Consider the following 20,027-nt stretch of genomic DNA (forward strand, 5'->3'; position numbering starts at 1 on the left):
TGATGACGTTATTTGCCCGAAGCGGGAATATAACAGCTAACCGGAATCGGCGGTACTGGAAATCGTGCGCCTTAAAATTTGTCACGCCCAAACCACTTTTCTTTGGATTCGTATACAGCCTTAGGGATTTTTGATGAACCATCACGTTTAAAATAAATCACCAATACTGTACCCTCTTTCGCGTCGATTGATTTTTTAGAGTATTCAAGCCGTTGCTCTCTCGGCATTGTAAAGAGAATTTCTTCAGCCGTAAGTTGGGCTACGAAAGCTTTACATATTTCACATTGGAAGCATTTATATTGGTCGCTTACAGATATGGACGGTCCAGAATTAGCTTCCGAATTACATAACGGGCAATTTTGTGCCCCCTTCTTAATCGCCATTTTTCGCCCCTTTTTTCTCTTGTCGGTACTTCATAACAAGATCAGTGATGGCCTCTTCCAAAAGATCACCCAATGACTTGTCAGTATCAACAGCCAAGTGTTTCAGGTCCTTGACTTTATCCTCATCGACTCGTGTCGAAAATGGCTTTTTTTGTCCCATGTGTACATTCATACATTCATTTTTCCGATAATTCAATATTGACAAGCATCGTTCTGCATGCTTTCATACAATCATTAAAGTATGAATTAAATCTTTTCCCAAGCCGCCACGATGAAAAAACAAATTTCAACTATGCCTCAGATACCCGCAGTGGTGACGCTGCGGGGCCGTTGTGGCGACGGCGGGAAAGCTATCTGAGGCATTTTTATTTTTAAGGGGGTACACACCATGGAGCAGGCAAGCAGTGAGGCCAACGGATTTCTCAAGGACGCTATTGGCAATGTTCAGTATGTGCAGGAAATGCTGTCACAAGTCGAGGAGCGTTTCGGCAAGATGGACGCCGTCGACAACGAGGAACTTTGTCAGCACATCATGGCGTCAGCCGGACTTCGGAACGCTATCGAAACCTTGGAAAGGGGTGTTTCGGATTTTATCAACGAAGCTGTTCAAAAATTGGAAGGGGGTGGGGCATGACTGAAAGACTTATTGATGACATTAGAACATCCCTGGAATGCGTTAAAGATATCGATCTTATTCTGAAAGATATCCGTTCCTTTCTTGATAACATGCTCGAAGATGACCGGACACGATTGGAATGGATTAATGCGACTATAATGGCAGACAGCGGGTTAAGCTATGCCGTGACCCATTTGGAAGGCGTCTGCACCCAAACGCTTCAAGTTGTCCTTGAGGACTTGGAAAAAGAAACCGAGACAGCGGCATGATCACACGCCCGACCACCGGGCCATGAAAAAATAAAGGCCCTTGGGAAACCGGGGGCCTTTTTTTATGTCGTCAAACCGGCCATAAGGCCCTCTATGGCAGATATTTTTTTATCCGTTGCACATTTTCGGGATTTTTTTTAATGTTCCCTAATGGATATGAATCTTGTACCCAAACTTGTACCCAAGGCGAAAAAGCATAAAAAAAGGGAGCCGCAAGAAACTTGCAACTCCCTGATTTTACGAATTTAAATCTGGTCGGGGCGAGAGGATTTGAACCTCCGACCCCTTGAACCCCATTCAAGTGCGCTACCAGTCTGCGCTACGCCCCGACGAGAAAGCAGACACTTAGCATCATCATCAACCGGTGTCAAGGAGGCAAAAACAAAAAAATGAACACCCGGAACCATTTTGAACCGGCGCTGCCCCGGGCCCTAAAAAGGGGAGATACACTCGGCGTTGTCGCCCCGGCCGGACCATTTGAACACCGCCTGTTCGATGCCGGTGTACGGGTTCTGGAATCCATGGGTTTCAACCTTGCCATCCGTGAGGCTATTTTTCTGAAAAAAGGTTATCTGGCCGGTTCGGACCTTAGCCGGGCGGACCTGTTGAACAGGATGTTTGCCGACCCGGAAATTGACGGCATCATCTGTGCCCGCGGAGGGTATGGCACCATGCGTATACTGCCGTTGCTGAGTGTGGAAACCATCGCCCGCCATCCCAAGGTGTTTGTCGGATTCAGCGACATCACGGCGCTGCTGGGATTTCTGGTGCAGCCCTGCCGCATGGTGGCCTTCCACGGGCCCACGGTCACCACCCTGGCCAATGGCGATCCTTCGACCCGTGACCATTTTTGGTCGGCGCTGACCCAAACGACCCCCCTGACGCTTGCCGCTGCATCGAAACGGGTGATCCGCCCCGGCCGGGCCGCGGGTCGGTTTCTTTGCGGCAACCTGACCTTGTTCAGCCACCTGACGGGCACCCCGTTTCAACCTGATTTCAAGGATAGTATTCTGCTGATCGAAGACCAGGGAGAAGCGCCCTATCGTGTCGATCGCATGTTGACCCAGATGCTGTTGGCCGGCTGCTTTGATGGACTTGCCGGACTGGTGCTGGGATCGTTTAACCGCTGCGGACCCCCTGAAGAGATCCACCGCATCGTGGCCGATCGGATGGGCGGGCTGGCGATTCCCGTGCTGGCCGGGTTTGACGTGGGCCACGACGCGGTCAATATGACCCTGCCGGTCGGCCTGCCGGTGCAGTTGGACACCGCTTCCGGAACCCTGGCCTTTTCCGGGCCCGCCCTTCGGGAGCGATAGCCGGCGATGAACAGCAACCCCGTCAACGATCTGATGCTGGAAGGCATCCGGGACCGCGTGTTTCCGGGAGCGGTGCTGCTGGTGGGCCAAGGCGACCAGCCGCTGTTAACCGAAGCCTATGGCAGGGCCAACGTGTTCGCCGGCCAGGCCATGACCCGGGAAACCGTGTTTGACCTGGCATCGCTGACCAAGCCGCTGGCAACCACCCTGGCCGTGGCCCGACTGGTTGATCTGGGGCGGCTCGATCTGGACGAACCCGTGGGAAAGTGGCTGCCGGCGCTGACCGGCAGCGATAAAGGGACGATTACCACCAGGCAACTGCTCTGCCACCGAAGCGGCTTTCCCGCCCACCGCCTCTTTTACATGACACTCAAATCGCTCCCCCCGGGGATGCGCCACGATGCGGTGCTGGACCTGCTGGTGCAGACGCCGCTGGCAGATGCACCGGGCGCGTGTACGCTTTACAGCGATCTGGGTTTCATGCTGCTGTGCCGACTGGTCGAAGCGGTCTGCGGATGCCCGATGAATCAGTTTCTGGATGCTGAAATATATGCACCCGTGGGATTGAACGGTCTTTTTTTCGTGGACCTCACCATCCCCCGGCAGCATTTTGGCCCATACGCCGCCACTGAACTGTGCCCGGTCCGAAATCGGCTGCTGGTCGGCCAGGTGCATGACGACAATGCCTGGTTCGCCGGAGGCGTTGACGGGCACGCCGGCCTGTTCGGCACTGCCGGGGCGGTTTTTCATCTGCTCCGATACTTGTCCGCCGCGCTTCAGGGCCGGGCGCCAAACGAGGTTCTATCCAGGCAGATCCTCTCCGAAATGATCTTTGGGGTGAAGACCGATTCTTATCTGCTGGGCTTCGACCGCCCGTCAGTGCCCAACTCCAGTGCGGGGCGATACTTCTCGGCAAACACGATCGGCCATCTGGGATTCACGGGGGTCTCTTTCTGGATGGACCTGGAAAAAGATGTCTGTATTATTCTGCTCACCAACCGGGTGCATCCCTTTCGCTGGAATATGCGTCTGGGTTCGTTCCGGCCCCGGATCCACGACCGGATCATGGAACATTTTGAAATTTATTCGGATTAAAGCTGATTTCAATAAATCAAAGCTTGAAATTACTGGCTATTTCTGTTACCCGTTCGATTAGCTCGTCTACTGCGCAGAAAGGCCGGCCCGGCTGCCGTTGCCCGCGTGCAAGTCAAGGTTGGCGGCATTGCGATTTAAACTGAAAAAGAGGCGGCATGAACTTCATCGATTCTTTTCTGGGTGTCTTCTCCAGCGACCTGGCCATTGATCTGGGTACGGCCAATACGCTGGTTTACGTTAAAGGCAAGGGCATTGTCCTCAGCGAACCCTCTGTGGTTGCCGTGCGGACGGACAACCGCACAAAAAACCGCGTGCTGGCCGTGGGACTTGAAGCCAAGAACATGCTGGGCCGCACACCGGGAAATATTGTGGCCATTCGGCCCATGCGTGACGGCGTGATTGCCGATTTCGAAGTGACCGAAGCCATGCTTCGGCACTTCATCCACAAGGTCCACAACCGGCGGACCTTTGTGCGGCCACGAATTATCATTGCCGTTCCCTCCGGTATCACCCAGGTGGAAAAGCGTGCCGTTCGCGAGTCCGCGGAATCGGCCGGCGCCCGGGAGGTGTTTCTCATCGAAGAACCTATGGCGGCAGCCATCGGCGCCGACCTGCCCATAACCGAGCCGACCTGCAACATGGTGGTGGATATCGGCGGCGGTACCACCGAGGTGGCGGTCATCTCTCTGGCCGGTATCGTTTACAGCCGATCCCTGCGGGTGGCCGGCGACAAAATGGACGAAGCCATCATCCAGTACGTCAAACGCAAGTACAACCTGCTGATCGGCGAACGCACGGCGGAAATCATCAAGACCTCCATCGGCAACGCCTACCCGGACCCCAACAAAGTCGAGACCCTGGAAGTCAAGGGGCGCGACCTGGTCACCGGTATCCCCAAAATCCTGGCCATCGATTCCGAAGAGATCCGTGAAGCCATCTCCGAGCAGATCGAAGCCATCGTGGAAACCGTCAAAATCGCCCTCGAACAGACGCCGCCGGAACTGGCCGCCGACATCGTTGACCGGGGTATTGTCCTCACCGGTGGCGGAGCCCTGCTGAAGAATCTCGACAAGCTGCTCAGAGAGGAGAGCGGGCTTCCCATCACGGTCACCGAAGATCCGTTGTCCACTGTGGCCTTAGGGTCCGGTAAAACGCTGGACAGCCTGGAAATTCTTAAACAGGTCATCATTATTTAGCGGGCCCCATGTTTTCAAAAAGGATGGTTCTGGTCGCCGTGGTGATCGTAATGGTCGCGGTTAATGTCATCCTGCTCACCATTACCGGCAAACACACGCAGGCCCCTTCCGGGTTGGGTCGGGGCGCGCTTGTCGTTGTTTCTCCCTTCCAGCGGCAGTTCACCTTTTTTTTTCAGTCCGTCAAAAACATCTGGAACCAGTACTTTTTTCTGGTATCCACGGCCAAGGAAAACCAGCAGTTGAAAAAAGCCCTGGGGCAGAGCATTGAGCAGCTCAACCGGTTTTCCGAAACAGAGCTGGCCAACGGTCGGCTGCGGCATCTGCTGGGCTTTGAAAAAGAGGTTCCCCGGCCGATGGTTGCCGCCCGGGTCGTGGGCCGAGATCCCTCTGCCTGGTCAAAGACGGTTATCGTGGACAAAGGCACCCGTAACGGTGTCCGCCAGGGGGCTCCCGTTGTGGTTCCCGAGGGAATTGCCGGCGTGGTCGTCGAGGCGTCGGCCGGATATGCCAAGGTGCTCCTGTTGATCGATCCCAACAGCGCCGTCGACGCCCTGGTGCAGCAAACCCGTGCCAGGGGAATCGTAAAGGGCGGCGGCGGCGATTACTGTGTGTTCGATTACGTCCTTCGAAAACATGAGATCGGCGTCGGGGACACGGTGGTCTCTTCAGGGCTTGACGGGGTCTTTCCCAAAGGCCTCCGGGTGGGGCGGATTTCAGAAATCGTTCGCCTGAATGCCGGTATCTTCCAGAAAGTGTCGGTGACCCCATACGTGGATTTTGAGACCCTGGAAGAGCTGTTTGTTATTGCCGGTCCCGTTTTCGAAGAACTTCCCGGGGAATCATGATATACGCCTATCATTTGAGTGTTTGCATGGTTCTGATCATCGTCCAGACCACGGTGCTGGCGGGGGGCGGTCCGTCTTCCGCATATGACCTGCTTGCCCCGTTCGTCGTTTATATGGGCGTCTACCGTCTGCCGAGAGAGGCCGTTCCCGTTCTGCTTCTCGGCGGCCTGGCCATGGACGGGATCTCCGGCGGGGTTTTCGGGACTCATCTCAGTGTCTACCTGTGGATGTACGCAGGCGTTCGCTGGGCCATTCAATTTCTGCACGTGGGCAATGTCATTCTGCTTCCCCTGCTGGTTACGGCCGGCGTGGCTTTCGAAAGCCTGGCCGTGGCCTTTTCCGCCGTGGTGTTGGCATCCTCGGCCTGGCCGGTGGAGTCCATGTTTTCCGTGGTTTCCGGGCAGGTCCTGTGGGGGGCTGTTACGGGCCCCATTTTGATGCTGCTTTTCATCCGTGGACAGAAAACCGTCGATGGGGCGAGAACCTCCTTTGTTCAGGAAAAAGACCCCTTGAGGATCCCTTGACCGACTACCTGGACAATGTGGACAGTGACTGGTTCAACCAGCGGCTTAGCGCGACCCTGACCGTGATCGTTGCCGCCTTTGTGGTCCTGGTTGCCCGGCTGCTGTTTCTTCAGGTCATCGAGGGCGATGAACTCAGACGACTGTCGGAAATCAACAGCATTCGTCTGAAAAGTGTGGATGCGCCCCGCGGGCTGATTTATGATACCCAGAACCGCTTGATGGCGGACAACCGCCCTTCCTACGACCTTAGTGTCATTGTGAAAGACGCCAGTCCACTGGAAGAAACCATTCACAAACTGGCTCGCTATACGGGGCTTGACGAAGTTGAGTTTCGGGAGAATTTGGAGAAGGCCAAAGGCACCCGCGCATACAAACCCGTGCTGCTCAAGTCCGATATCAGCCGGGACGCCCTGGCGGCCATCGAGGTCAATCGATGGGATCTGCCGGGCATCGTGGTGGCTGTTTCACCCAGAAGGGACTATATTTTCAGCCCCAGTTCGGCCCATATTCTCGGTTATATGGGGGAGATCGGCGTCGAAGATCTGAAAAAAAAGATCTACAGCGACTGTAAAACCGGCGATTTTATCGGAAAGTACGGTATTGAGCGCGCCAGGGAGCACTGGTTGCGCGGCAAGCGTGGCGGCCAGCAGGTCGAGGTGAATGCTACCGGGCAGGTGGTCCGGGTGCTGAATACGGTGGATGCGGTGCCGGGGCACAATATCGTCCTGTCCATTGACCAGGCGCTGCAACAGACAGCCGAGCGGCTGCTTGGGGATCAGGCGGGGGCCGCCGTGGCGGTCGACCCGTCCACCGGCCAGATCCTTGCCATGGCATCTTCGCCCTCCTTCGACCAGAACGCCTTCATTTCCGGGATGTCCCATGAAACTTGGAACGCACTGGTCTCGGATCCCATGCATCCCCTCGAAAACAAGGCCATCCAGGCTGAATATCCACCGGCGTCCACCTACAAGATCATTGCCGCAGCAGCCGGCCTCGAAGAGGGCGTCATCGATGCGAATACCACGTTTTTCTGTCCTGGCTTTCTCAAGTTCGGCAATCGGACCTATCGGTGCTGGAAAAAATGGGGGCATGGGGAGGTAGATATCCTCAAGGCCCTGAGTGAATCTTGTGATGTCTACTTTTATAAGGTGGGGCAGGAGCTTGGCGTTGACCGCCTGGCCTGGTACGCCAGGGCTTTCGGGCTTGGAGAGCCAACCGGCATCGATCTGGATCATGAAGGCAGCGGCCTTATTCCCACCGCCCGGTGGAAGAAAAAACGGGTCGGCATCTCCTGGCAGAAGGGGGAGACCCTGTCCGTGGTGATCGGACAGGGGTTCAATCTGACGACGCCTCTGCAGATGGCCATGGTGGCGGCCACGGTCGGCAACGGTGGCACCCGCTATCGCCCCAAGATCGTCAAATCCATTCGGACGGCGGACGGGAAGACTCTTTACGAGAGTGTCCCCGAGGTCGTGGGACGGCTGCCGGTCAGCGAAAATACGATGTCGCTGGTCAGGAAGGGATTGTTCAATGTCGTCAACGATCGCCATGGGACAGCGTGGCGCAGTCGATTGGACGGGGTTGCCATGTGCGGCAAGACCGGTACCGCTCAGGTCGTGGGCCGACGGGATGATGGCGCCGAAGGAGACGGTGAACGTGAACCGATCAAAGACCATGCCTGGTTTATCGCCTATGCGCCGCAGGAGCATCCCCGGATCGCCGCGGCGGTGATTGTCGAACACGGCGAGCATGGCTCCAGCGCTGCGGCCCCGGTCGCGGCTGAAATGATCCGGTTTTATCTGTCGGGAGGAAAGCCAAAAGACGATCTGCCGGCGGAATGATTCTCATTGGGTCTGTATCGGCTGATTGGGCCGAAAAATTCCAGGCCGTTATGGTTTGGACCATAAATAGAGCAGAATTCATAGGAACGTGTGACCGATGTTTGACCGACGATTACTGCAGTGTTTCGACTGGGGGCTGCTTGCCCTGACCCTTGCCATCGGTGCCGCTGGTCTGGTGGCGCTGTACAGTGCGGTCTCCGCCGGGGCGACTGAGCCGGATCTGACGCTGTTTAAAAAACAGTTGATCTGGTATGGCGGCGGCCTGGGCGTGATGGTTTTTTGCTTTCTTTTTGATTACAAGCAGTTCGAACGATTCGCCAACGTCATTTACCTGGCGTCAGTCGGTTCGCTGACGGCCGTGCTGTTTTTCGGTAAGTATGTGGGAGGGTCCCGCCGCTGGCTGCCATTAGGGCCTTTTTCCCTTCAACCCTCCGAAATGGCCAAAGTCGCGGTCATCATTGTTCTGGCCCGCTATTATGCCAAGCTGATCAATACCGACGGGCTTACCCTGCGCGACCTGATGGTTCCTGTTTTTCTGACTGCGGTGCCTTTCGCCCTGATTGTCCGCCAGCCGGATCTGGGCACCGCCATGGTGATAGCGCTCATTGCCGGCGCCATGACCCTTTTTGCCAAAATCGAGAGACGGGCATTCAGCTGGATGGTGGCCACCTTAGCCATGCTCATCCCCTCGGTCTGGTTTTTTTTGCGTGGATACCAGAAACAGCGTATCCTGACGTTCCTGAATCCGGACCGCGACCCGCTTGGAGCCGGTTATCACATCATCCAATCCAAAATTGCCATCGGATCCGGGATGCTTACCGGAAAAGGTTTCCTGAAAGGGACGCAGAATGCCCTGTCCTTTTTGCCGGAGCAGCATACCGACTTCATCTTTTCGGTTCTGGCTGAAGAATGGGGGCTGATGGGGGCATTGACGGTGGTATTCCTGTTCTTGTTTATCATTGCCTGGGGGTTGAGGATCGCCGGCCGATGCAGGGACCCCTTCGGTACCATTTTGTCCGTCGGGGTGACCGCCATGATTGCCTGGCAGGTGCTGATCAACATCGGGATGGTCATGGGGCTCATGCCGGTAGTGGGCGTTACCCTGCCGTTTATAAGTTACGGCGGATCGTCCATTATTACCATGATGATCGGCATCGGCCTGCTGATGAACGTGAGCATGCGTCGTTTCAAATTTGAATAGATCGGATATCGTCGTGATTATGACCTGGCGTAAAAGCCTTTGGTTGTCTATCCGTAAGCGGTGTGCTCTCCAACATGATGATTTGGCCAGATGTCCGGGTTTAATATCACCTTTTATCGACAAAAATATGATATCCGGACCGTTGACGACATGGGCGCCTTGATTTCGGGATGATCCGCTTATCCGGGCATACACATACTTACGGAGGGGCAATGAAAAAAAAAGACAGTGCAGACCATATTTCCACCCTGCTGGGAATCGGAACCACCATCGAGGGGACCCTGGCATTCAAAGACACCATCCGGCTCGATGGCGCGGTCGAAGGAAAGATCTTTTCGGAAAAGGGCACCGTGATCATTGGCGAACGGGCGGTGGTGGAGGCGCAGATCCGGGTGGGAACTGCGATTGTCAAAGGGACCGTCAATGGGCATATCCAGGCAGCGGATCGCATTGAAGTCTATCCGCCGGCCAAAATTACCGGGGATATTCAGGCGCCGGTCGTGTCCATCGAAACAGGTGTTTTTTTTAACGGTAATTGCAGCATGGCCAAGCCCGACCCCCTGCCGGTCGATCCAAAAAAGAAGGAGGCGAGCGATGGTCGAAAGAAACCTTGATGGCGGATTAATTTTTAAAAAACCTTTGACATTTTGGCAGGGCTGATGGTATAGACCGCCGGAGTTCGCACCTTTCGTAAGTTATATCATTCATAGACAATATATTGTTTTCAGGTACATTTAATCCTACTTCAACGGAGGCTCTTAGATGGTAAGCGTCGATGGCTCTATAGTTGTACAGATGGTTAATTTTTTGGTCCTGATCTGGGTTTTGAACATGGTGCTATACAAGCCCATCCGGAAAATCCTGCTGGAACGAAAAGAAAAAGTGGACGGATTGCAGGCCGTCATTGACGGTTCCGCCGAGCAGGTAAAGTCCAAAGAAGACGCATACGCCGAAGGTGTCCGCCAGGCACGGGCCGCCGGGCAGAAGGAAAAGGAAGCGTTGATGCAGGCCGCCGAGGCGGAAGAAAAGGCGATTATCGGCAAAATCAATGAATCCGCCCAGGCCGAGCTCAAGGAAGTAAAAGAAAAGATTGCTCAGGAAGTGGGCACCGTCAAGGCCACGCTTGAAGAAGAAATTGACGCATTTGCGGATGCGATAGGACAAAAAATATTGGGGAGGGTTGCTTAATGAAAGTTCCAATTTTCGGCGGGAAGCGCAGTCTTGCCCAGTGGATGCTGCCACTGGCGTTGGCCGCGCTTCTTTTTTTTGGCGGCACAGTCGTTTTTGCGTCCTCCGGCGGAGGGCACGGTGATGAGGGTGCCAAGGGATGGGTGGCAACAGATACCTACCGGGTAATGAACTTTGCCGTGCTGGCCATCGGACTTTTTCTGGTTCTCAAAAAACCGGTTGCCCAGGCATTGGGCGGCCGGATCCAGGGCATTAAGGAGCAACTGGAGGAGCTTGAGGGTAAGAAAAAGGCGGCTGAAGCCAAGCTGGTCGAATATGATGCCAAAATGGCCGAACTGGACAAAGAGGCCGAGGCATTACTGGCCGAGTACGTGAAGCAGGGTGAAGATGCCAAAGTCCGAATCTTGAAGGAGGCCGAGGCAGCTGCAGAGAAGTTGAAAGAACAGGCCAGCAAGAATATCGAATATGAGTTCCTGCAGGCCAAAGCCGAACTCAAGTCGGAAATCGTGGAAAAGGCCCTGGCAAAGGCCGAGGCGATCATCACGGAAAAGATCAATTCGGAAGACCAGGAAAAACTGGTGGACGAATACTTAGAGAAGGTGGTGGCATAGTGAAGAATCTGGCGATTGCAAGGCGGTACGCCAAAGCGCTCCTGCTGATCGGTAAAGAGGACGGGCAGATCGACACCTACCGGGAGGAACTGGGCGCTTTTGCAGCTCTGATCGAGCAGGAAAAGAGCCTCCAACAGGTGCTGGTCAATCCGTTGTATGACGCGGACGGTCGAAAGAAAGTCCTGACGCGTGTGATGGACAATCTGAAACTATCTCAGGCCATGACCACATTTCTCCTTTTTCTATTCGATAAAGGTCGGATCGGTTTTTTGGGCAACATCAACGATTTTTTTCAAAGGTTCGCCGATGAACTCAAGGGCGTTGCCCGGGCAAGCCTGGTTTCGGCCACGGAGCTTTCCTCCGAAACCATAGACAAAATACGGTCAGCCCTGTCCAAACGGACAGGTAAGGATATCATTCTGGAGGTTGAGCAGGATTCGGGACTGATCGGCGGCATTGTGACCCGCATCGGCGATCTGGTTCTGGACGGCAGTGTGAGGACGCAGCTGCTCAATATGAGAGAATCTTTAAAAAGGGGTGAGAGTGTCTAATGGAACTAAGAGCTGAAGAAATAAGTCAGATTATCAAAGAGCAGATCACGGATTACGACAAGAAGATCGAGCTGAGCGAAACCGGTGTCGTTCTTTCCGTGGGTGACGGTATTGCCCGCGTCTACGGCCTGGAAAAAGCCATGGCACTCGAACTGGTTGAGTTCCCCGGCGGCATCCTCGGCCTGGTGCTCAATCTGGAAGAGGACAACGTGGGTATCGCCATTATGGGCGAGGACACCGGCATCAAAGAGGGCGACATGGTCAAACGGACCGGTAAAATTGCCCAGGTGCCTGTGGGTGAGCCGGTGCTTGGCCGCGTGGTTTCCGGTGTGGGTGAGCCCATCGACGGCAAAGGCGCCATCGACACCCCGGATTACCGCCGCGTGGAGATGGTCGCCCCCGGTGTTATCGCCAGAAAATCGGTTCACGAACCCTGCTACACCGGCCTCAAGGCGGTTGATGCCATGACGCCCGTGGGCAAGGGCCAGCGTGAATTGATCATCGGCGACCGCCAGATCGGCAAGACCGCGGTGGCCGTTGATGCCATCCTGGCCCAGAAGAATACCGACGTGTTCTGTATTTACGTGGCCTGCGGTCAGAAAAAATCGACCGTTGCCCAGGTGGCCGCCGTTCTCGAAAGGGAAGGGGCCATGGAATACACCACCATCGTTGCCGCCTGCGCCTCCGATCCGGCGACGCTGCAGTATCTGGCCCCATACGCCGGATGCGCCATGGGTGAATATTTCCGGGATAAAGGCCAGCACGCCCTGATCATTTATGACGATCTATCCAAACAGGCGGCCGCCTACCGGCAGGTCTCCCTGCTGCTCAGACGGCCGCCGGGACGTGAAGCCTTCCCCGGTGACATTTTTTATAACCACTCCAGATTGCTGGAGCGCTCCGCCAAATTGAGCGACGATCTCGGCGCTGGTTCCCTGACGGCCCTGCCGATTATTGAAACCCAGGCGGGTGACGTTTCCGCCTACATTCCAACCAACGTGATTTCCATCACCGACGGCCAGATTTATCTGGAGCCAAGCCTGTTCTTTGCCGGCGTGCGTCCGGCCATCAACGTCGGCCTCTCGGTATCCCGCGTCGGCGGCGCCGCCCAGACCAAGGCCATGAAAAAAGTGGCCGGGACCCTGCGTCTGGATATGGCCCAGTTCCGCGAATTGGAGGCCTTTGCCGCCTTCGGCAGCGACCTGGATGCGGCCACTCAAAAGCAGCTAACCCGTGGCGAACGTCTGGTTCAGGTTCTGAAACAGCCCCAGTACAAGCCACTTTCACACGAAATGCAGGTAACGATCCTTTACGCGGCAACCCGTGGTTATCTGGATGGGTTCCCCTCCGATATGGCCGCCAAGTACGAGGCCGGCCTCCATCCTTTCATGGAGGAGCGTTATCCGCAGATTTCTTCCAAGCTGGAAGAGGCGCAGGATATTACCGAAGAGATCGAAGGCTTGCTCAAGACGGCCCTCGAGGCATACGGCGAAGAATTTAAAGACACCATCAAGTAAGGGTTTTGGAAATACTGCTGAACTCAGACCACATGCGATAAGGACGACAACTTTATGCCATCATTAAAGGATGTCCAGTTAAAAATCCAGGGTGTCAAGAAGACCAAGCAGATCACCAAAGCCATGAACATGGTGGCAACCTCGCGGTTGCGTGGTGCGCAGGGGGCGATGGACGGATTCCGCCCCTATGCCGAAAAATTTTCTGAAGTCCTTGGCAGTCTGGCGGAAAAGGCCGGAGATGAAGCCAGTCCCCTGCTGATCCCCAAAGAAGAAGTCAAGAAGATCCACATCGTGCTGTGCACGTCGGATCGGGGATTGTGCGGCGGCTTCAATATCAACCTCACCGATGCGGCCAGCAACCACATCAAAAACAATCCGATCGAAGGCGCCGAATACTCCTTCACCTGTTACGGCAAGAAGGGGGGGGCGTGGTGCCGAAATGAAAAACATGCAATCGCCGAAACCCAGCTCGGTGTCGTTGGCAGCAAATTCGGCTTCAACGTTGCTTCCACCACCGGAAAGAAACTGGTGGACGGGTTCCTCGACGGGCAATACGACGAAGTCTATATCGTCTATTCTGAATTTGTGAGCATGGCCAAACAACTCCCGGTTGTTCAAAAGCTGCTGCCCATTCCCCCCATCGTAAAAGATGAAAGCGAAGACGGTGCTGCTGCGGAATACCAGGCTGAACATATTTGTGAACCCTCCCCGGAAGAGCTCCTTGGGGATCTTTTGCCTCGCAACGTGTATGTTCAGATTTTCCGGGCCCTGCTGGAAACATCCACCAGCGAACACGCCGCCCGGATGACCGCCATGGATAACGCCACCAAGGCGTGCAACGATATGATCGACAATTTGACCCTCGCTTACAACAAAGCCCGGCAGACCGCCATTACCGCGGATCTGATGGATATTGTCGGCGGCGCCGAGGCCCTCAAAGGGTAAATCACATTTTAGGAGGCTGTAAATGGCACAGAATATTGGTAAAATTACGCAGGTCATGGGGCCTGTCGTAGACGTTGAATTTGAACAGGGACAGTTGCCGAACATCCTTACTGCGCTGTTGATCACGAACCCGACCATCAATGACGACGAGGACAATCTGGTTGTCGAGGTTGCCCAGCATCTCGGTGATAACGTGGTGCGTACCATCGCCATGGATGTTACCGATGGTCTGGTCCGTGGAATGCCCGTGAAGGATACTGGCTCTCCGATTCAGATGCCCGTCGGCGAAGCCAGCCTGGGGCGCGTGCTCAACGTCGTGGGACGCCCGGTGGATGGCCTTGGCCCGGTTAGCCAGGAAAAATTGATGCCTATTCACCGCCCTGCACCTCTTTTTACTGAGCAGGATACGGAAGTGAATGTGCTCGAGACCGGCGTTAAAGTGATCGACCTTCTGGTTCCCTTTCCTCGTGGCGGTAAAATGGGCATGTTCGGCGGCGCAGGCGTTGGAAAGACCGTTATCATGATGGAAATGGTTAACAACATCGCCATGCAGCACGGTGGTATTTCCGTGTTTGCCGGTGTTGGTGAGCGAACCCGTGAGGGGAACGACCTCTACCACGAAATGAAAGATTCCGGCGTTCTTCCCAAAGCGGCCCTCGTTTATGGGCAGATGACCGAGCCTCCGGGAGCGCGTGCCAGGGTTGCCCTTTCCGCTCTGACCTGCGCGGAATATTTTCGGGATAAAGAGGGGCAGGACGTGTTGATCTTCATCGACAACATCTTCCGTTTTACCCAGGCCGGCTCCGAAGTATCCGCTCTGCTCGGTCGTATGCCTTCCGCTGTGGGTTACCAACCCACCCTGGCTGTTGACCTCGGTGGTTTGCAGGAACGAATCACCTCGACGGATAAAGGCTCCATCACAGCTGTCCAGTGTGTATACGTCCCTGCTGACGACTTGACCGACCCTGCACCGGCCACCACATTTGCCCATCTCGACGGTACGGTGGTTCTCTCCCGTCAAATTGCCGAACTGGGTATTTATCCGGCGGTGGATCCATTGGATTCAACCTCACGTATCCTTGATCCTAACGTGATCGGCGAGGAGCACTATGGAGTTGCCCGACAGGTCCAGAATATGCTGCAGAAATACAAAGAACTGCAGGATATCATCGCCATCCTCGGCATGGAAGAGTTGTCCGATGAAGACAAACTGACCGTGCAGCGGGCCCGCAAGATTCAGCGATTCCTTTCGCAGCCCTTCCACGTTGCTGAAACCTTTACCGGTAAGGCCGGTAAATACGTCAAGGTCGAAGATACGGTCCGTGCTTTTAAAGAGATCTGCGAAGGTACGCACGACAGCATTCCCGAACAGGCTTTCTACATGAAAGGCGGAATCGAAGAAGTGCTGGAAACGGCGAAGGAAATGGCCGAGGCTTAATCGATAGAAAGAGGCAATAAATGGCTGAAAACATAAGACTCGAAGTGGTTACCCCCGAAAAGTCTGTTGTCAGTGAAAATGCGCAGATCGTCATGGCCCCCGGTTCGCTGGGTGAGTTTGGCGTCCTTAGCGGCCACACACCGTTCCTGACGACGCTGAAAACCGGTTCTTTGAAGTATCAGGACGAAAGTGGCCGCGAACGGTTCGTTTTTGTCAGCAGTGGATTTGCCGAGGCTCTGCCTGATCGGGTAACGGTTCTGGCTGAATCTGCTGAGCGACGTAAGGACATTGATCCGGTTCGGGCCCAGGAAGCTGCTGATCGCGCCCAAAAGCGCCTCCAATCTGAAGATAAGGATGTCGATTTTATACGGGCGAAAGCGGCTTTGCTTCGCGCCGTCAGCCGGCTCCAACTCATCGAGACGCGTTAATTGATATCGAAGGCGTAGGAGATCCCGGGATAACGGGTTCCTGATGACAAACCGGCAGTGGTTTTAGAAAAACAAAGGGGCAAACCGAGTGCGGTTTGCCCCTTTTCCGTCTCTTGGAAATCCGGCCTTCACGCCATGAACAGCCTAAAATCGGTAAGGGGTTCTGCAAATTCAACTCAGGCCAGACGGTTTTCAATCGAGGTGAATTCCCTTGACTTAAAAACCGCTGACTGGTTATAGTAATAATCGAAGGAATAGATATTATGCTGGATATAGAAGTGATACTGCAACAATTTGAACTTATTGAACAAAAAGTTGAAGGTGTCGTTCAGGCCCGCAAACGTTTTCAAAAGGAAAACGAAGATCTGAACGCTCGAATCGAACATCTTGAACAGTTGATACAGGAAAAGAACGAAGCTGAAAAAAAACATGAGGAACTGACGTCACTCGTCAGAGCGAAGATTGACAGCCTGATTGGAAGATTAGAAGGGGATACAGAGGTGTAGAAACCTGACCCGCGGAACTTATTAGGAACGGACGCTAATTGGAAAAAACGGTTACACTGCAGATATTTGGTCGTAAATTTACCTTTCAGACAGAATCCGGCACGCCTGATGCCAAGAAGGTGGCAGCGCTCTTCGAAGAGGCCGTTCAAAAGGTACAATCCCAGTTTGATGGAAAACCGGGTAAGGTCGATAGAGAAACGATGCTGGTTTTAACCGGTTTGAATATTGCCAGCGAGCACTTTAAATGTGAAGAACGATATCACCAATTTTTCAACCGTATGACCCAAAAATCTGCAGTGGTTCTTAGTGAACTGGAAAAAGCGATTGTTTAACGTTTAAAAAATAACGGTGTGGTGAAAAAAAATCGCAAAATGAAAAAACGTTAAACCTAACTCTGTAATCGTGACTGAAAAAGCGTATCAATTCAACCCCTGCCGTGTACGTGATTGGAAGGTGAACTTTGACCCAACACTCACTTATCGGGAACCTTCACTAGTTTTGGTGAGCAAGTTCTGCTTGAACAGAAAAGCCTAAAGAAACTACAAGGTGCCCACCTGATCCATTGGATCAAAGAACTGCCAACACGGCACAATGGTGGGGGTTCCAACACCGCTTTCCATCTTTCCTTCCTTTCCTCCGAATCGGTCTGGCCCCCTGGTCGCTCCGTTTTATATTTCTTGTGGGTAACATAGGCATCATCTGGTTGTCAGGTGATGAACCTTCTTACATATATTTAATGTTTAGCTCTCGGAGATTCGTATGGATATATATACCATCATTATTGCTGCGGTATCTGCTGTTGTCGGATGTGTTGCGGCATTGCTGCTGAAGGGCGCATTGGGCTCGAAAAAACTGAAAGATGCCGGAAACGAAGCTGATAAAATTGTTCTTTCGGCCAAGGCAGAGTCGGAGAGTATAATCAAGGAGGCGGGCATAGAGGCGAAAGACCTCCTGTTTAAGATGAAGAGTGATTTTGAATCCGAGGCCAAGGAGACCCGTTCTGAGCTTAAGAGGACTGAGCGGCGGTTGATTCAAAAAGAGGAAAACATCGACCGAAAAACCGAACTCTTTGATCAACGTGAAAAAGAAATTACCCTAAAGGAAAAAGAGCTTTCCGGACGCGACAAAGCGCTTTCCCGGGACGAGGAAAAATACGAGGCTCTTTTAGCCGAACAAAAAGCGCAACTTGAAAGAATTTCGACCCTGACCGCCGATCAGGCTAAAGAACTGCTTATTCGAGCCATGGAAAATGAGGCCCGCTACGAAGGGGCCAAGTTGATCAAGCGGATTGAAAACGAGGCCAAAGAGGAGGCAGACAAAAAGGCCAAGAAAATCATGGCCACCGCTATTCAGCGATATGCCGGTGATTTTGTAGCCGAACGCACGGTGTCGGTGGTCCAGCTTCCCGGCGATGAAATGAAAGGTCGCATCATCGGTCGTGAAGGCCGGAATATCCGGGCCATTGAAGCTGCGACTGGAATTGATCTGATTATAGATGATACCCCGGAAGCGGTTATTCTATCCGGATTCAACCCGGTTCGAAGAGAGATTGCTCGATTGTCCTTGATTAAGCTGATTTCAGACGGAAGGATCCACCCGGCCAGAATTGAAGATGTGGTAAAAAAAGTCGGTCAGGAAGTGGATACCGCCATCAAAGAGGCGGGTGAGCAGGCCGCTTTTGATTTAGGAGTCCACGGGATCCATTCCGAACTGATTAAATATCTCGGGCGCCTCAAATACCGGACCAGCTACGCCCAGAATGTGCTTCAGCATTCGGTAGAGGTGGGGGTGCTGTGTGGTATTATGGCATCTGAACTTGGGCTGAAAGAAAAAGTGGCCCGGCGCATGGGATTGCTGCATGATATCGGAAAAGCCATTGACCACGAAGTCGAGGGGCCCCATGCTGTGATCGGATCAAAGCTTGCCAAGAAATTTGGTGAATCCCCCAACGTCGTTCATGCGATAGGTGCCCACCACGAAGATATTCCTCCATCTTCTGTCTATGCCCTGCTGGTTCAGGCGGCAGACGGGCTATCAGGGGCGCGGCCCGGCGCCAGAAAAGAGTTGCTTGAAAACTATATCCGGCGCATTGAGGATCTTGAAGGCATTGCCAATGGGTTCAAGGGGGTGGCCAACACCTATGCGATCCAGGCCGGCAGAGAAATTCGCGTGATTGTCAAAAGCGATAAGGTTTCAGATGAAGAGTCCGTGTTGTTGAGCCGTGATATTGCCAAGAAAATTGAAGACTCGCTGACTTTTCCCGGTCAGATTAAAGTGACCGTGATTCGTGAGACGCGATCAGTGGAATATGCCAATAAATAAAATCCTGTCGGAAAAGATTTCGGCCATTTGAAAAAGGTACTTTGTTATGGAAAATGTTCTGGACATACTCAACGAGCGTGGTTTTATCGAACAGACAACCCACGACGATGCGCTGCGCGAATACCTCGGGTCCGAAAAAGTGACCTGTTATATCGGCTTTGATCCTACGGCCTCCAGCCTTCATGTGGGCAGTCTGGTTCCGATCATGTCGTTGGCCCACATGCAGCGAAACGGCCACCGCCCCATTGCCCTGGTTGGCGGTGGTACCGGGTTGGTTGGGGATCCAAGCGGTAAAACCGAGATGCGCAAGCTCCTCACCGAAGAAGATGTGGCGCTCAATGTGACCGGACTCAAAAAACAGCTGGCCCGGTTTATCGATTTTTCTGATGGAAACGCGTTCATGGTCAACAATGCCGAATGGCTGACCCGCCTCGAATACATTCCTTTTTTAAGAGATATCGGTCGGCATTTTTCGGTCAATCGGATGGTCAAGGCGGAAAGCTACAAGATGCGCCTGGATTCCGAAGAAGGGTTGAGTTTTATCGAATTCAACTACATGGTCCTTCAGGCTTACGATTTTTTGGAACTGCGCAAGCGCCATGACTGTTGCCTGCAAATGGGTGGCAGTGATCAGTGGGGAAATATTGTGGCCGGTATTGACCTGATTCGACGCGTGGAGGGAAAAAGTGCTTTTGGCATCACCTTTCCGCTGATCACCACCGCCGGAGGCGCAAAGATGGGCAAAACCGCTGCAGGAGCCGTCTGGCTTGATCCGGACCGCACCGCTCCTTATGACTACTATCAGTTCTGGGTCAATACGGATGATCGGGATGTGGCTCGTTTTTTGGCATTGTTTACCTTTCTTCCCATGGCGGAAATTCAATCTGTGACATCACTGGAGGGGGCGGACCTCAATGCTGCAAAATCAATCCTCGCCTTTGAAGCCACCCGACTGGCCCATGGTCACGAAGAGGCGCTCAAGGCATACCAATCCGCATCCTCCATGTTTGGCGCGAGACGGCTGAGCCCAGTGCTGCTTCCATCAAGCAGCATACCGAGGAACCAGGAGACCCACGATGATGATACGGTGCCTCAGGCGGAAATGGGAATGGAAGCGTTTGAAAATGGGATTCCCTGTTTCAAGCTTTTCCACAACGTGGGTTTGGCTGGATCTTCGGGCGCGGCCCGGCGCTTGATCCAGCAGGGTGGGGGGTATGTGAATGGCAGGCGCCTGG

General features: G+C 53.8%; 23 protein-coding genes, 1 tRNA gene and 1 other RNA gene (1 of these 25 cut by a window edge). 22 read left to right on the forward strand and 3 right to left on the reverse strand.

Going from position 1 to position 20,027, the window contains the following annotated elements:
* Positions 1-71 precede the first annotated feature (71 nt).
* Together DSCA_RS29415 and DSCA_RS29420 are read right to left on the reverse strand one after the other, a co-directional pair.
* The gene (locus DSCA_RS29415) at positions 72-383 is read right to left on the reverse strand and encodes a hypothetical protein (protein WP_155319836.1); all 312 of its coding nucleotides are present in this window, start codon (positions 381-383) and stop codon (positions 72-74) included.
* Positions 373-555 carry a ribbon-helix-helix domain-containing protein gene (locus tag DSCA_RS29420; RefSeq protein ID WP_155319837.1) on the reverse strand — a complete coding sequence of 61 codons (183 nt, stop codon included), beginning with the start codon at positions 553-555 and terminating at the stop codon, positions 373-375. The genes DSCA_RS29415 and DSCA_RS29420 overlap by 11 nt, the downstream gene beginning before the upstream one ends.
* A gap of 216 nt (positions 556-771) precedes the next feature.
* Between DSCA_RS29420 and DSCA_RS29425 the strand changes: the two genes are divergently transcribed.
* Positions 772-1,017, forward strand: coding sequence for a hypothetical protein (locus DSCA_RS29425; RefSeq protein ID WP_155319838.1), 246 nt, complete (start codon positions 772-774; stop codon positions 1,015-1,017).
* Positions 1,014-1,268, forward strand: a complete 255-nt coding sequence (locus DSCA_RS29430) for a hypothetical protein (protein WP_155319839.1) — start codon at positions 1,014-1,016, stop codon at positions 1,266-1,268. The genes DSCA_RS29425 and DSCA_RS29430 overlap by 4 nt, the downstream gene beginning before the upstream one ends.
* Positions 1,269-1,520: 252 nt before the next feature.
* Here DSCA_RS29430 and DSCA_RS29435 read toward each other — a convergent pair.
* Positions 1,521-1,597 (reverse strand) — tRNA-Pro (locus DSCA_RS29435).
* 60 nt (positions 1,598-1,657) lie between these two features.
* Between DSCA_RS29435 and DSCA_RS29440 the strand changes: the two genes are divergently transcribed.
* The 20 genes from DSCA_RS29440 to tyrS all read left to right on the forward strand — a co-directional run.
* Positions 1,658-2,584, forward strand: coding sequence for a S66 peptidase family protein (locus DSCA_RS29440; protein WP_155319840.1), 927 nt, complete (start codon positions 1,658-1,660; stop codon positions 2,582-2,584).
* A gap of 6 nt (positions 2,585-2,590) precedes the next feature.
* Positions 2,591-3,679 carry a serine hydrolase domain-containing protein gene (locus tag DSCA_RS29445; protein WP_155319841.1) on the forward strand — a complete coding sequence of 363 codons (1,089 nt, stop codon included), beginning with the start codon at positions 2,591-2,593 and terminating at the stop codon, positions 3,677-3,679.
* A gap of 155 nt (positions 3,680-3,834) precedes the next feature.
* A complete protein-coding gene (locus DSCA_RS29450; protein WP_155319842.1) occupies positions 3,835-4,875 on the forward strand; it encodes a rod shape-determining protein in 1,041 nt (346 codons plus the stop codon).
* 8 nt (positions 4,876-4,883) lie between these two features.
* Entirely contained in the window at positions 4,884-5,720 is an 837-nt protein-coding gene (mreC, locus tag DSCA_RS29455) for a rod shape-determining protein MreC (protein ID WP_155319843.1), read from the forward strand.
* A 26-nt stretch (positions 5,721-5,746) separates the two neighbouring features.
* Positions 5,747-6,244, forward strand: coding sequence for a hypothetical protein (locus DSCA_RS29460; protein WP_155319844.1), 498 nt, complete (start codon positions 5,747-5,749; stop codon positions 6,242-6,244).
* Positions 6,241-8,085 carry a penicillin-binding protein 2 gene (gene mrdA / locus DSCA_RS29465; RefSeq protein WP_231716315.1) on the forward strand — a complete coding sequence of 615 codons (1,845 nt, stop codon included), beginning with the start codon at positions 6,241-6,243 and terminating at the stop codon, positions 8,083-8,085. Before DSCA_RS29460 ends, mrdA begins: the two co-directional genes overlap by 4 nt.
* 97 nt (positions 8,086-8,182) lie before the next feature.
* Positions 8,183-9,286 (forward strand): rod shape-determining protein RodA, encoded by a 1,104-nt coding sequence (gene rodA, locus DSCA_RS29470; protein WP_155319845.1) that lies wholly within the window; start codon positions 8,183-8,185, stop codon positions 9,284-9,286.
* Between the two features lie 212 nt (positions 9,287-9,498).
* Entirely contained in the window at positions 9,499-9,900 is a 402-nt protein-coding gene (locus DSCA_RS29475) for a bactofilin family protein (RefSeq protein ID WP_167528008.1), read from the forward strand.
* A 181-nt stretch (positions 9,901-10,081) separates the two neighbouring features.
* Positions 10,082-10,474: an ATP synthase F0 subunit B gene (locus DSCA_RS29480; RefSeq protein WP_269434695.1), complete on the forward strand. Its 393-nt coding sequence runs from the start codon at positions 10,082-10,084 to the stop codon at positions 10,472-10,474.
* On the forward strand, positions 10,474-11,085 hold the full coding sequence (locus DSCA_RS29485; RefSeq protein WP_155319848.1) for a F0F1 ATP synthase subunit B family protein: 612 nt from the start codon (positions 10,474-10,476) through the stop codon (positions 11,083-11,085). The genes DSCA_RS29480 and DSCA_RS29485 overlap by 1 nt, the downstream gene beginning before the upstream one ends.
* Positions 11,085-11,636, forward strand: a complete 552-nt coding sequence (gene atpH / locus DSCA_RS29490) for an ATP synthase F1 subunit delta (RefSeq protein ID WP_155319849.1) — start codon at positions 11,085-11,087, stop codon at positions 11,634-11,636. Before DSCA_RS29485 ends, atpH begins: the two co-directional genes overlap by 1 nt.
* Positions 11,636-13,153, forward strand: a complete 1,518-nt coding sequence (gene atpA / locus DSCA_RS29495; protein WP_155319850.1) for a F0F1 ATP synthase subunit alpha — start codon at positions 11,636-11,638, stop codon at positions 13,151-13,153. Before atpH ends, atpA begins: the two co-directional genes overlap by 1 nt.
* A gap of 54 nt (positions 13,154-13,207) precedes the next feature.
* A complete protein-coding gene (gene atpG, locus DSCA_RS29500) occupies positions 13,208-14,098 on the forward strand; it encodes an ATP synthase F1 subunit gamma (protein WP_155319851.1) in 891 nt (296 codons plus the stop codon).
* Between the two features lie 22 nt (positions 14,099-14,120).
* Entirely contained in the window at positions 14,121-15,536 is a 1,416-nt protein-coding gene (gene atpD, locus DSCA_RS29505) for a F0F1 ATP synthase subunit beta (protein ID WP_155319852.1), read from the forward strand.
* Positions 15,537-15,556: 20 nt separating this feature from the next.
* Positions 15,557-15,964, forward strand: coding sequence for a F0F1 ATP synthase subunit epsilon (locus DSCA_RS29510; protein ID WP_155319853.1), 408 nt, complete (start codon positions 15,557-15,559; stop codon positions 15,962-15,964).
* 263 nt (positions 15,965-16,227) lie between these two features.
* On the forward strand, positions 16,228-16,470 hold the full coding sequence (locus DSCA_RS29515) for a hypothetical protein (RefSeq protein ID WP_155319854.1): 243 nt from the start codon (positions 16,228-16,230) through the stop codon (positions 16,468-16,470).
* A gap of 38 nt (positions 16,471-16,508) precedes the next feature.
* Complete coding sequence (locus DSCA_RS29520; protein ID WP_155319855.1) at positions 16,509-16,802, forward strand: cell division protein ZapA; 294 nt, start codon at positions 16,509-16,511, stop codon at positions 16,800-16,802.
* 93 nt (positions 16,803-16,895) lie between these two features.
* Positions 16,896-17,075, forward strand: a non-coding RNA gene (gene ssrS, locus DSCA_RS29525) — 6S RNA.
* Between the two features lie 154 nt (positions 17,076-17,229).
* A complete protein-coding gene (gene rny / locus DSCA_RS29530; RefSeq protein WP_155319856.1) occupies positions 17,230-18,792 on the forward strand; it encodes a ribonuclease Y in 1,563 nt (520 codons plus the stop codon).
* Positions 18,793-18,838: 46 nt separating this feature from the next.
* Positions 18,839-20,027, forward strand: partial view of a tyrosine--tRNA ligase gene (tyrS, locus tag DSCA_RS29535; RefSeq protein WP_155319857.1) — the 5' portion only. Its footprint extends 101 nt past the window's final position; the window shows 1,189 of its 1,290 coding nt (coding positions 1-1,189); the start codon lies at positions 18,839-18,841; its stop codon lies beyond the right edge, outside the window.

Source organism: Desulfosarcina alkanivorans (genome assembly GCF_009688945.1).
Taxonomy (GTDB): domain Bacteria; phylum Desulfobacterota; class Desulfobacteria; order Desulfobacterales; family Desulfosarcinaceae; genus Desulfosarcina; species Desulfosarcina alkanivorans.

Excerpts from the sequence above, each read along its gene's own strand:
- mreC (WP_155319843.1), top strand. The coding sequence starts at position 4,884 with ATGTTTTCAAAAAGGATGGTTCTGGTCGCCGTGGTGATCGTAATGGTC.
- DSCA_RS29515 (WP_155319854.1), top strand. The coding sequence starts at position 16,228 with ATGCTGGATATAGAAGTGATACTGCAACAATTTGAACTTATTGAACAA.
- DSCA_RS29445 (WP_155319841.1), top strand. The coding sequence starts at position 2,591 with ATGAACAGCAACCCCGTCAACGATCTGATGCTGGAAGGCATCCGGGAC.
- atpA (WP_155319850.1), top strand. The coding sequence starts at position 11,636 with ATGGAACTAAGAGCTGAAGAAATAAGTCAGATTATCAAAGAGCAGATC.
- DSCA_RS29475 (WP_167528008.1), top strand. The coding sequence starts at position 9,499 with ATGAAAAAAAAAGACAGTGCAGACCATATTTCCACCCTGCTGGGAATC.
- DSCA_RS29440 (WP_155319840.1), top strand. The coding sequence starts at position 1,658 with ATGAACACCCGGAACCATTTTGAACCGGCGCTGCCCCGGGCCCTAAAA.
- DSCA_RS29480 (WP_269434695.1), top strand. The coding sequence starts at position 10,082 with ATGGTTAATTTTTTGGTCCTGATCTGGGTTTTGAACATGGTGCTATAC.
- DSCA_RS29425 (WP_155319838.1), top strand. The coding sequence starts at position 772 with ATGGAGCAGGCAAGCAGTGAGGCCAACGGATTTCTCAAGGACGCTATT.
- rny (WP_155319856.1), top strand. The coding sequence starts at position 17,230 with ATGGATATATATACCATCATTATTGCTGCGGTATCTGCTGTTGTCGGA.
- DSCA_RS29510 (WP_155319853.1), top strand. The coding sequence starts at position 15,557 with ATGGCTGAAAACATAAGACTCGAAGTGGTTACCCCCGAAAAGTCTGTT.
- DSCA_RS29415 (WP_155319836.1), bottom strand. The coding sequence starts at position 383 with ATGGCGATTAAGAAGGGGGCACAAAATTGCCCGTTATGTAATTCGGAA.
- DSCA_RS29420 (WP_155319837.1), bottom strand. The coding sequence starts at position 555 with ATGAATGTACACATGGGACAAAAAAAGCCATTTTCGACACGAGTCGAT.
- DSCA_RS29485 (WP_155319848.1), top strand. The coding sequence starts at position 10,474 with ATGAAAGTTCCAATTTTCGGCGGGAAGCGCAGTCTTGCCCAGTGGATG.
- DSCA_RS29430 (WP_155319839.1), top strand. The coding sequence starts at position 1,014 with ATGACTGAAAGACTTATTGATGACATTAGAACATCCCTGGAATGCGTT.
- atpG (WP_155319851.1), top strand. The coding sequence starts at position 13,208 with ATGCCATCATTAAAGGATGTCCAGTTAAAAATCCAGGGTGTCAAGAAG.
- atpD (WP_155319852.1), top strand. The coding sequence starts at position 14,121 with ATGGCACAGAATATTGGTAAAATTACGCAGGTCATGGGGCCTGTCGTA.
- rodA (WP_155319845.1), top strand. The coding sequence starts at position 8,183 with ATGTTTGACCGACGATTACTGCAGTGTTTCGACTGGGGGCTGCTTGCC.
- DSCA_RS29460 (WP_155319844.1), top strand. The coding sequence starts at position 5,747 with ATGGTTCTGATCATCGTCCAGACCACGGTGCTGGCGGGGGGCGGTCCG.
- DSCA_RS29450 (WP_155319842.1), top strand. The coding sequence starts at position 3,835 with ATGAACTTCATCGATTCTTTTCTGGGTGTCTTCTCCAGCGACCTGGCC.